This is a genomic window from Polynucleobacter sp. 35-46-11 (genome assembly GCF_002281105.1).
The window spans coordinates 1-11,155 of record NZ_NCFJ01000059.1 but is presented as its reverse complement, the minus strand read 5'-3'; the positions used below and the strand labels follow the sequence as shown (position 1 = coordinate 11,155).

Annotated in this window: 12 protein-coding genes, 1 other RNA gene and 1 pseudogene; 12 read left to right on the top strand and 2 right to left on the bottom strand. The window is 47.4% G+C overall.

Translation table 11 applies throughout. The features are described 5' to 3' along the window. Positions 1-73, bottom strand: an RNA gene (ffs, locus tag B7Y67_RS06720) — signal recognition particle sRNA small type; the annotation flags it as partial. A gap of 32 nt (positions 74-105) precedes the next feature. On the opposite strand from ffs, the gene dnaX reads away from it, so the two are divergent. The 11 genes and pseudogenes from dnaX to rlmD all read left to right on the top strand — a co-directional run bounded on the left by dnaX (position 106) and on the right by rlmD (position 9,615). Continuing rightward, on the top strand, positions 106-1,755 hold the full coding sequence (dnaX, locus tag B7Y67_RS06715; RefSeq protein WP_293597976.1) for a DNA polymerase III subunit gamma/tau: 1,650 nt from the start codon (positions 106-108) through the stop codon (positions 1,753-1,755). A gap of 40 nt (positions 1,756-1,795) precedes the next feature. Next, entirely contained in the window at positions 1,796-2,119 is a 324-nt protein-coding gene (locus tag B7Y67_RS06710; protein ID WP_215374483.1) for a YbaB/EbfC family nucleoid-associated protein, read from the top strand. A 25-nt stretch (positions 2,120-2,144) separates the two neighbouring features. Further along, on the top strand, positions 2,145-2,768 hold the full coding sequence (gene recR, locus B7Y67_RS06705; protein ID WP_216133499.1) for a recombination mediator RecR: 624 nt from the start codon (positions 2,145-2,147) through the stop codon (positions 2,766-2,768). A 105-nt stretch (positions 2,769-2,873) separates the two neighbouring features. Continuing rightward, positions 2,874-3,137 (top strand): hypothetical protein, encoded by a 264-nt coding sequence (locus B7Y67_RS06700; protein WP_293597975.1) that lies wholly within the window; start codon positions 2,874-2,876, stop codon positions 3,135-3,137. Further along, positions 3,138-3,335 (top strand): hypothetical protein, encoded by a 198-nt coding sequence (locus B7Y67_RS06695; protein WP_293597974.1) that lies wholly within the window; start codon positions 3,138-3,140, stop codon positions 3,333-3,335. Positions 3,336-3,512: 177 nt separating this feature from the next. Beyond that, positions 3,513-4,925: a carbohydrate porin gene (locus B7Y67_RS06690; RefSeq protein ID WP_293597973.1), complete on the top strand. Its 1,413-nt coding sequence runs from the start codon at positions 3,513-3,515 to the stop codon at positions 4,923-4,925. 222 nt (positions 4,926-5,147) lie between these two features. After that, positions 5,148-5,942 carry a 5'/3'-nucleotidase SurE gene (gene surE / locus B7Y67_RS06685; RefSeq protein WP_293597972.1) on the top strand — a complete coding sequence of 265 codons (795 nt, stop codon included), beginning with the start codon at positions 5,148-5,150 and terminating at the stop codon, positions 5,940-5,942. Positions 5,943-5,971: 29 nt separating this feature from the next. Beyond that, a pseudogene (locus B7Y67_RS06680) lies at positions 5,972-6,595 on the top strand (protein-L-isoaspartate(D-aspartate) O-methyltransferase); the annotation flags it as partial. 8 nt (positions 6,596-6,603) lie between these two features. Then, positions 6,604-7,365, top strand: coding sequence for a peptidoglycan DD-metalloendopeptidase family protein (locus tag B7Y67_RS06675; protein WP_293597971.1), 762 nt, complete (start codon positions 6,604-6,606; stop codon positions 7,363-7,365). Positions 7,366-7,373: 8 nt separating this feature from the next. Further along, a complete protein-coding gene (locus tag B7Y67_RS06670; protein ID WP_293597970.1) occupies positions 7,374-8,195 on the top strand; it encodes a 3'-5' exonuclease in 822 nt (273 codons plus the stop codon). After that, positions 8,188-9,615, top strand: a complete 1,428-nt coding sequence (rlmD, locus tag B7Y67_RS06665) for a 23S rRNA (uracil(1939)-C(5))-methyltransferase RlmD (RefSeq protein ID WP_293597977.1) — start codon at positions 8,188-8,190, stop codon at positions 9,613-9,615. The genes B7Y67_RS06670 and rlmD overlap by 8 nt, the downstream gene beginning before the upstream one ends. A gap of 94 nt (positions 9,616-9,709) precedes the next feature. Here the strand turns inward: rlmD and B7Y67_RS06660 are convergent, their stop codons facing one another. Further along, positions 9,710-10,411: a Bax inhibitor-1 family protein gene (locus tag B7Y67_RS06660; RefSeq protein WP_293597969.1), complete on the bottom strand. Its 702-nt coding sequence runs from the start codon at positions 10,409-10,411 to the stop codon at positions 9,710-9,712. Positions 10,412-10,705: 294 nt separating this feature from the next. Here B7Y67_RS06660 and ndk point away from each other — a divergent pair, with 294 nt between their 5' ends. Beyond that, positions 10,706-11,131, top strand: a complete 426-nt coding sequence (gene ndk / locus B7Y67_RS06655; protein ID WP_046330292.1) for a nucleoside-diphosphate kinase — start codon at positions 10,706-10,708, stop codon at positions 11,129-11,131. The last annotated feature ends 24 nt before the right edge of the window (positions 11,132-11,155 follow it).

Genomic DNA, 11,155 nt, shown 5'->3' with positions numbered 1-11,155 from the left:
GACAGAATTGGGTTTGGCTGCTTCGTTCCCGACCTGACCAGGTTATCCAAACCGCCATGCGGGGAGGCCCGTCCAATTCCATTTTAGCTTGTTAGAATGTAATACATGACAGCATTGGCTTTAGCCCGTTCGTGGCGCCCTAAAACTTTCTCCGAATTGGTAGGACAAGACCATGTGGTTAAGGCATTAACCCATGCCTTAGATCAGGGTCGACTACACCACGCTTGGCTCTTTACTGGCACTCGCGGGGTCGGAAAGACCACTATTGCCCGAATTATGGCCAAAGCCCTCAATTGCACCGGGGAAGACGGTCAAGGTCGCATGACCTCAGAACCCTGCGGAAAATGCCCAGCTTGCCTAGAAATCGATGCCGGTCGCTTTGTTGACTATATCGAGATGGATGCTGCGAGTAATCGCGGGGTAGACGATATTGCCGCTCTATTAGAGAAGGCAGCCTACGCTCCAAGTAATGCGCGTTACAAGGTCTACATGATTGACGAAGTGCACATGCTCACCAATCATGCCTTTAATGCCATGCTCAAGACGCTCGAAGAGCCGCCTGAACATGTGAAGTTCATACTTGCGACTACTGATCCACAAAAGATTCCAGTAACTATTCTGTCCCGTTGCTTGCAGTTCAATCTCAAGCAAATGCCTGTACCGCTCATCGTTGAGCATTTAGAAAAAGTACTCGCTGCAGAAAACGTCGATTGCGAAACCAATGCACTGCGTGTTTTAGCTAAAGCAGCGCAGGGTTCGATGCGCGATGCTTTATCTCTCACCGATCAAGCAATTGCCTATGCTGCTGGCAAAGTATCTGAAGAAGCAGTGCGTGGCATGCTCGGCACATTGGATGATGCTTATCTCATTCGCATTCTGGATGCCTTGATTACAAAAGATGGTGCGACATTGCTAGCTATCTCAAATGAGATGGGTGAGCGCAGTATGTCTTTCTCATTAGCACTGGCAGATCTATCAAGTCTCATTCAGAAAATCGCTGCCGCACAAATTGTCCCAGAATCTGTTTTGGAAGATTGGCCTGAAGCAGCAGAGATTCGTCGCCTGGCTAGCGCACTTACAAAAGAAGAGGCGCAACTCTTTTACCAAATTAGCATTACCAGCCGCCCCGATTTATCGCTTGCCCCAGATGAACAAACTGGCTTTGCCATGACGCTCTTGCGCATGTTGGCCTTTCGTCCCGGAAGTGAAACTCCAGGCAGAGTAGGGAATTCAGCGCCGCCAGTAGCATCAGCTCCAAGACCAGCAGCTCCGGTAAATCAAACTGCTGCTCCAGTTAGGTCTTCAGCGCCTGCTCCTGCAGCATCCGCTCCAGCTCCAGCTTCTGCACCAGCAGCGACTGCATCTGCAGCAAATCGTCCAGACTGGCATGCCTTGATGCGTCAGTTGCCGGTTAAAGGTTTGGTTCAGCAATTAGCGTTTCAGACAGAATTACAAGATTGGGAAGATTCACCAGCAGGCGTGCGCGCTACTGTTGTGACACCAATGCCGCAACTGGCTTCAGAAGCTTCTGTTGGTCGTTTGGCTGACGCATTAACTGCACACTTTGGCAAACCGATCAAAGTAATAATAGAAAAGGGTGAAGTTGAAGGCAAGACAGTTGCTAAAGTCGATGCTCAGGTTCATCAAGAGAAAAGACAAAACGCAGAGCAGATGATTGCTCAAGATCCATTTATTCAGCAATTAGAAAAAGAGTTTGGAGCCAAAGTCGTCGGTGGTTCTGTGAAGCCTCTTTAATTGTCAGATTTAACAATATTAGATACAAGGAAATAAAGCGATGATGAAAGGTGGCCTTGCTGGTTTGATGAAACAAGCCCAGCAGATGCAAGAGAAGATGAAAGTGGCGCAAGAGCAATTGGCTGCGCTAGAAGTTACTGGCCAAGCTGCCGGTGGTTTAGTAAAAGTCACCATCTCTGGCAAACACGAAATGAAACGCGTGCAGATTGATCCAGGTGCAATGGATGATCGCGAAATGCTGGAAGACTTATTAGTTACTGCCTATACAGAAGCATTCAAACAAGTAGAGGCGGCTAATGCACAAGTGATGTCTGGTGCTACTGCTGGCATGCCAATGCCCCCTGGCTTTAAATTACCGTTTTAATCATTAATAAAAAACTGTTTATTTAATGGCACGTCAAGAAGCTCCACAAGATGCCCTCGGTCGATTGATCGAGGCATTGCGCGTATTGCCTGGAGTAGGACCAAAGTCAGCGCAGCGTATGGCTTTCTATCTACTGCAGCATGATCGCAATGGTGCAGCAGTATTGGCCCAATCATTGGGTGAAGCTGTAGAGACAGTGGGGCACTGCGCCCGTTGCAATACCTTCTCTGAAACCCAAATCTGCGCAACTTGTAATGATGATCGTCGTGATCCATCATTACTGTGCATTGTGGAAACGCCGGCTGACCAAGTGATGGTCGAGCAGACATTGAGTTTCAAAGGTAATTACTTTGTATTAATGGGCCGCATCTCACCACTGGATGGCATGGGCCCCAATGAAATCCATTTCGATCGATTGCTTAATCGTATTGAATCTCCAGATACTGGAGTGCCAGTCAGGGAAGTTGTTCTGGCAACGAATTTCACCAGTGAAGGTGAGGCTACAGCCCACTACATTGGTGAAGTACTCAAATCCAAAGGAATCAAAGTCACCAGAATCGCCAGAGGTATTCCGGTAGGTGGTGAGCTTGAGTATGTGGATGCAGGCACCTTAGCTAGAGCGCTGATGGATCGTCGAACAGTAGGGTAGTTTTCTAAAAACCCTTTTGCTCTTGGCGTTGATATCAGCGAGCTAAACAGCTACATTCATCTTTTAACTACAGTGCTGTCAGACATTCTTCTGACCCATTAAAAGATGCCCTCAAAACCTAATAAAAACCTTTTGCAAACTTTGGCTGCAATTGCAGAACTTGAGTCTGGTAAAGGGCAAAAGTTTAATACCGTCGAAGAATTAATGGCCGATCTGCATTGCAAAGAGCTTGAGGATCAACAGGATCTAAAAATGGCTGATAAAAGCATGAAAGAGCTCCGAAGTGGGAAGGCTAAGGCAATACCCATAGAGCGGTTAATTAGAAGCATCGATCGTAAGATTGCTATTAAAGAGGCTTTGTCGAGTTAAATGCCCAAAGTGATTAGGCTGTCTCAGAATTTAGTAATGCAAGCTAGGGAAGTCGGTGGGATGGAAGGGCGATCTCCCTCTCAACAAATTGAATATTGGGTTCGTTTGGGTAAATCTGCTGAAGACCATTCCGAATTAACCGGTCAAATGTTGCTTGATATCGTCAATGCCCAAGCCCAGCAGCCCAATCGTCACTAAATCGACATAAATTCTAGGTAAATTACCCCTTTTTAGGGATAATTTGGCCTGCACCCCTGTTGAGCTTCAATCTCACGCCGTGCCTAACTGAGTTGTCTTGTTTTTACCCCGGTAGATCTGACCATTTAATTTTCAGTCATTCATTGGTCATTGACGCTGTGCATTGTGAAATTGTGAATGACCCACAAATCCTATCTTCTCTTGTTGAGCGTGCTTGCTGCCATTTGCAGCACATCTACGCTTGCTCAGAAGGCCGGATCTGGCGCCGACCAACTCGAGACTTTTGCTGAGCCTATTGCTTTGTTGCCTACCGAGGGAAGCCTCTGGGGTATGCCAGTAAATCTGCATGGCCAAACTACTTACATCAATCAGCGTTACAACAATTTCACTTCATCCTATTCTGGGCAGAACAGCTTAGATTCATTGAAGTCGATGAGTTATACCTGGTCGGGGACTTTATTCTTTGGCGCACGCCTTGCACCTAATACCGATATTTATTTCAATCCAGAAGTGGTATCGGGCATACCTTTTTCGGATTTAGCGGGTCTTGGCGGCTTTACTAACGGTGAAGCAACTAAAGCTAATGGTGCACAAGCGAAGTTTTATTCTGCTCGTGCATTTGCGCGCCATACGATTAATCAAGAAGGCGACAAAGTCGTTCTTGAGAATGAAGCCAATCAAATTACACAAACCGTCAGTAGCAATCGTGTAGTTCTGACTGGCGGTCAGTTCTCCACGCTCGATATCTTTGATGACAGTCGTTACGCCAAAGACCCCCGCATTCAGTTTATGAACTGGGGCAATATGACCTACTTGGCATATGACTATGCAGCTGATGCACGCGGCTATAGCTGGGGCTTAGCAGGCGAGTGGTATCTCGATAACTGGGTCATGCGCGCCTCACGCATGCTTGCCCCTAAAACGCCGAATGGCCGTGATCTCAATTGGCAAATCTTCAATGCCTATGGTGATCAAATTGAAGTAGAGCGTCAACACAATATTGCTGATTTGCCTGGTAAGGTCAGTGTGCTGGGTTATCGCAATCGTATGATTCTGGCGCGCTTTGAGGATGCGACAAATTATGTGATTCAGAATAATGCCCAGGGTACGCAAGCTATTAACAATGTTCGCAGTAGTAATCAAATCAAGACGGGTATTGGTATCAATGCTGAGCAAGCCTTAACTAAGGACTTGGGTATCTATGGTCGTGCGTTTACATCCGATGGTCATACTGAGACGATGTCATTCACTGAAGCAGATAACTCAATTTCAATTGGTATGGGAATGAACGGTACTAGCTGGAAGCGCCCCAAGGACACAATTGGTGTCTCGGCAATGCAAAACGGTTTATCAAGTTATCGCCGCAGCTACTTGCAAGCAGGGGGTGTGTCTTATTTCATTGGTGACTATGCAAGTCCTAGCCAAACGATTTCATATTCACCAGAGCGGATCGGTGAGGTGTATTACAACGCCACTGTGATCAAGAATGTTCTGGCTGGCCTGAACTTTCAGCACATCATCAACCCTGCCTATAACTCTGCCCGCGGACCGGTAAACATCCTGTCTTTTAGGGTTCATGCTGAGTTTTAATGGTTTCAGGCTGTCCTTGCCTAATTAGGCTATAAAAATCAATTAGATATGTGTTTTTTGGGGGTTCCTTGCGCCTGTGCACCCCTATAATCAATAAAAGTGAAGTCGTTAACTTATTTTGCGTAATTGAGCTGTTCCAAGGGATGCGAATCTAGGCTTTAAAGCGCTCATCTGGAAACAGTATGAGTCAAGTAAAAGTGATGGGATCGCATTAAAAATACTATGAGTGAAAATACAAAACAGCCGCACATTCTCATTTCAAATGATGACGGCTACCTTGCCCCCGGTCTTTTGGCCTTGGTCAATGCTATTCGTCCATTGGGGCGAGTAACAGTCATTGCCCCTGAGCAAAATCACAGTGGCGCCTCCAATTCTTTAACACTTTCACGACCACTATCGATTCATCGTGTGGCTGGTGGCGAGCGTGATGGTTTCCTATTTATTAACGGCACTCCAACTGACTGCGTCCATATTGCGATGACGGGTTTCTTAGATGAAAAGCCGGATCTCGTAGTCTCTGGTATTAATCAAGGCGAGAACATGGGTGAAGATACTCTGTACTCTGGCACCGTTGCTGCCGCAGTAGAAGGTGTGATGTTTGGTGTTCCCGGCATTGCCTTCTCACAAATTGATAAAGGCTGGAATCGTATTGATGATGCAGCGAAAGCCGCTCACGATATCGTTGCGCAAATGTTGGTCTCTAATATGGCGCATAGCGAAGGACCTGCAACTTTACTCAACGTCAACATTCCGAATCGTCCATACGCCGACCTGAATCGTTGGCGCGTGACTCGCTTAGGTAATCGCCATCACTCCCAGCCGGTAGTAGTTCAAAAAAGCCCACGTGGTGATGACATATATTGGATTGGAGCGGCAGGGCATGCAAAAGATAGCTCTGAAGGCACAGACTTTCATGCAATTGATGAGGGATACATCTCGATCACACCAATGCAATTGGATTTAACCCATCATGCTCGCTTAGCTAGCATGCGCGCTAATGGCTGGACGCGCGGTTGAGACCAGCAGCGGAGCGTAATGCCGGCCATCGGCAAGCCTTAGCTGCGAAAGTACTCGCAGCTGGGGTTAAGCACGGTAAAACATTGGAAGCTATTGCTACCGTTCCCCGCCATGCATTTATGGACGCAGGGATGCATCCTCAGGCTTATGAAGATACTGCTTTACCGATTGGACATTCACAAACGATTTCCAAACCATCGGTAGTGGCACGCATGATCGAGCTTTTACATAAACCCAAACAGACCTTGGGAAAAGTATTGGAAATCGGTACTGGCTGCGGATACCAGGCGGCAGTGCTCAGCTTGCTATCGGATGAGGTGTATTCAATTGAGCGAATTCGTCCATTGCACGACATGGCTAGAGAGAAACTCCGCCCATTTCGAATTAAGAACCTGCGCCTGATCTATGGGGATGGCATCTTGGGTCTACCGCAGGCTGCCCCATTTGATGGAATTATTCTGGCGGCAGCAGGTCTAGGGATTCCGGACGCATTATTGGATCAATTGGCTATTGGCGGGCGCCTAGTGGCTCCGGTTGCCAAGAATGAGAAAGAGCAGCAATTGATCATGGTTGAGCGAATGAGCTCCCAGCGCTATCAAAGGACAGTTCTGGACGAGGTCTTTTTTGTCCCCTTACAATCAGGGGTAGTATGAAAATTCCTATGAATCTACCGTCTAAATACCTCCTACTGTTAGTCGCCTTGACTTCCTTGGTGCTCAATGTGGGTTGTTCAAGCACTCCTAGGGCTAAGCCGGCTAATGTGATTGATCGAAGTGGCGGCGGAAACGAGCCAACTCCTCTGGGCTACTATCGCGTGAAGCGCGGTGATACCTTGGCCCGTATTGCTTTAGATAATGGACAATCCCCACGGGATTTGGTGCAGTGGAATAATTTATCTAACCCAAACTTAATTGAAGTGGGCGACCTCATTTTGGTAAAGCCGCCAGCTAACAGCAAAATGACTGTTAAGTCCATTCCGAAAACGGCTGGCGATCTGCCTAAAACCGATGCGCCAAAAGTAGAGGCCCCTAAATCAGAGTCCGCTAAAGAAATCGTTGCCGAACCAGGTATTAAACTGTCATGGCCAGCTAAAGGCAAAGTCACTGAAGATTTCAGTGAAAAAACCAAAGGTATTGATATTGCCGGTAAGTTAGGCGAACCCGTGACCGCAGCTTCTGACGGTAAAGTGGTTTACGCCGGCAATAGCTTGCGTGGTTATGGCAATCTTGTCATCATCAAACATGACAACACCTATCTCACAGCCTATGCCCATAACCGGACGCTCTCAGTAAAAGAGGGTGATGCGGTCAAGAAGGGTCAGAAGATTGCCGAGATGGGTGACACCGATACCAATTCAGTAAAACTCCACTTTGAATTACGTGTGAATGGCAAGCCAGTAAATCCTACGCCTTACCTGCAGTAATCGCCAGTATGGCAACCGTACTCGTCTTTGATATTGAAACCATTCCGGATGTTGCTGGATTGCGTCGCCTCAATGATTATCCCGATGCGCTATCTGATAGTGAAGTTGCGGCTAAAGCCATAGCTGAGCGGGCAGAGAAAACCGGCAGTGAGTTTCTGCCACTGTATCTACAACGTATCTGCGCTATCTCCTGCGTCATCCGCAGAACAACCAAAGATGGTTCACCCCAAATTAAGGTGGGAACACTAGGTACTGCGCAAGATGGTGAGAAGGTATTGATTCAAACCTTCTTTGAGCTCGTTGAGAAATATACCCCTCAGTTAGTGTCTTGGAATGGCAGTGGTTTTGATCTTCCAGTGCTGCATTACCGCGCATTAGCAAACCATGTACAAGCACCACGCTACTGGGAGATGGGCGAGAGCCAAGAAAACGATAGCCGTGAGTTCAAGTGGAATAACTACATCAGTCGCTATCACATGCGCCATCTCGATTTGATGGATCTTTTGGCTAAATTTAATGGTCGCGCTAATGCACCATTAGACGGACTCGCCAAACTCTGCGGTTTCCCGGGCAAGATGGGTATGGATGGCAGTCAAGTCTGGCCTGCTTATCAAGATGGCAAGATTGATGAGATTCGTCGCTATTGCGAAACCGATGTGGTCAATACTTATCTGATGTACTGCCGCTTTCAATTGATGCGCGGTGGTTTCTCATTGGAAGAATACAAAGATGAAATCACTTTTGTTAAAGCCTATTTAGAAAAAGAATCTAAAGAGCCGCATGGCGAGCAGTGGCAAGAATATCTCTTGGATTTTGCACCCGATGCGTAGAGGAGAAAAGCCAGTCCATATCGTTGTGACTGAGCCAGTACGAGTTGATTCCCTTGATCTAGATGCCCAAGGCATTGCGCGCTTAGTGCCGAACGAGGAAGAGGCTGCAGAAGGTCAAAGTGGTAAGGTCATTTTTATTCAAGGCGCACTGCCAACTGAACTAGTCACTTATGTCATTACTCGTGACAAGGCCCGCTTCAGTAAAGCCAAGGTACTCGACATCCTTAAGTCTGCCGTATTTAGAGCGGAGCCGAAGTGCAAATCGTTTGGAGTCTGCGGTGGTTGCACTATGCAGCACTTAGATATTCGGGCGCAGGTTGCAATGAAGCAACGCGTGCTTGAAGACGATCTAAAGCACATAGCAAAAGTTGCCCCCGAAGAAATTCTTCGCCCCATGGGTGGCCCCGCTTGGGAGTATCGTCATCGCGCGCGCTTAAGCGCAGTTAATCGCTCCATCAAAAAAGGTACGGTACTGATTGGCTTTCATGAAGGGAAGAGTGGCTATGTTGCCGACATGACTGCTTGCGAAATTTTGCCAAAACATGTTTCTGATTTGTTGCCTGAGATGCGTAAATTAGTCATGGGTTTGTCGATTGTTGATCGCATGCCGCAGATTGAAATTGCGGTTGGTGAGCCCGAAGATCCCAATTCAGATGACCCCAAAAAATCAAAGCCAGTCACGGCATTGGTATTTAGAAATCTCCTGCCACTGACGCCAGCTGACGAACAGTTGCTCAGAGACTTTGCAGACGAGCATCAAGTCTGGGTTTGGTTGCAGCCCAAAGGTATTGAAACCGTTGCGCCGTTCTATCCATTAACCGGTAAGCTTTGTTATCGCCTGCCAGAGTTTGACATCGAGATGCCATTTAAGCCAGCGGATTTCACGCAAGTCAATCACATGATGAACCGTGCTTTAGTCAGTAGGGCGATTCGTCTTTTAGAAGTCCAAGCAAGTGATCGCGTGCTCGATTTGTTCTGTGGCATTGGCAACTTCACCTTGCCGCTTGCAAGAAAGGCGAGCAAGGTTTTGGGTATTGAGGGTCTAGAAAGCCTGACCACCAGAGCCAAAGCCAATGCAGAGCACAATCAGCTCGAAGATAAAGTCAGCTTCATGCAAAGTAATTTGTTTGAAGTGAGCACAGAGACGATTGCTTCATGGAGTAAAGCTGACCGCTGGCTAATGGATCCCCCGCGTGAAGGCGCTATGGAGATTTGCCAAGCCTTAGCTCAACTACATGAGCAGGGTAGCGATTTGCCACCTCAACGCATTGTGTATGTGTCCTGCAATCCAAAGACGTTAGCCAGAGATACCGATATCTTGTGTCATCAGGCAGGCTATGTTCTCAAGAGTGCGGGCATCGTCAATATGTTCCCTCACACATCGCATGTCGAATCCATGGCGGTGTTCGAAAGACCCTGAGGGTGAATAGTTCAACCGAACAGAAAATCAGAATATCGAGATAAAGAAAAAGGCACCCTCAGGTGCCTTTTCTGTTGAAGCTGGAGAATAAGACTTAGTCTCTGTCGCCACCCACAATGCCCAAGAGTGCGAGCAAATTGGTGAAGACGTTATACACATCCAAGTAGATGGCTAATGTAGCCATGATGTAGTTGGTCTCACCACCATTGATGATGCGTTGTACATCAACCAAAATGAAGGCTGAGAAGATGGCAATTGCCACAACCATCACAGTCAACATCAAAGCAGGTAGCTGCAACCAAATATTGGCCAAAGAAGCCACGATCAAGAGCAGTACGCCGACCATCAACCACTTACCCATGCCTGAGAAGTCGCTCTTGCTCACAGTAGCAATCGTTGCCATCACGGCAAAAATCGCTGCAGTGCCACCGAAGGCCAGCATGATCAAGGTAGCGCCATTGCTGTAACTATTGAGGGTGTAGCCTACTAAGCCGGACATCATGATGCCCATGAAGAAGGTGAAGCCCAGAAGCAATAGAACGCCTAAGCCGGTATCTTTGTTTTTCTCAATCGCCCAGAAAAAACCAAAGGCGATTGCCATAAAGACGATGAAGCCCATAAAAGGACTGCCCGCCATGAAGTTGAGCCCAAATGCAACGCCAAGCCATGCGCCAATGACAGTAGGAACCATTGAGAGCGCCAAAAGGGCGTAAGTATTGCGCAGTACGCGGTTGCGTACCTGAGGGGTGCTAATCGAGCCAGTTTGCCCAAAGCCGTAAGAGTTGAGATCACTCATATTGACTCCTTTTTCATAGTTAAAACACGAGCCCACCAGGGGCTGTTGACAGTAAGTATAGACAAAATAGGGTAATTTCAAGCCCCCCATGAAAAAGACTACAAATCAAAGGGTTATGCCCTGTAAATTCAATGGCTTAGCTACGCCCAGATCAGGGTAAATACGGTCATCCGATGTATAATTCGGGGGTCGCTGAATTCCTGGCGCGTTGTAGGAAGCGGGGCAGAAGTTCTCCCTGGATCCAAATTAGCGCTAATTTCAGCAAAATCTTTGAAATCACTATTGGAGTTTTACATGGCTATCGAACGCACCCTTTCAATTATCAAACCTGATGCTGTTGCAAAAAACGTAATCGGCAAGATCTATGACCGTTTCGAATCTGCTGGTTTGAAGATTGTTGCGTCCAGAATGGCGCATTTGTCACAAGCTGAAGCTGAGCAGTTCTACGCTGTGCACGCTGCACGTCCTTTCTTTAAAGATTTGGTGAGCTTCATGATTTCTGGTCCTGTCATGATTCAGGTATTGGAAGGCGAAGGCGCAATTGCGAAGAACCGTGACTTGATGGGCGCTACTGATCCTAAGAAGGCAGACAAAGGCACTATCCGTGCTGATTTTGCTGACAGCATCGATGCAAACGCTGTTCACGGCTCTGATGCTCCTGAAACTGCTGCTGTCGAAGTTGCATTCTTCTTCGCTGGCATGAACGTTTTCAATCGTTAATTCACGATTGCTAACGAACAACCT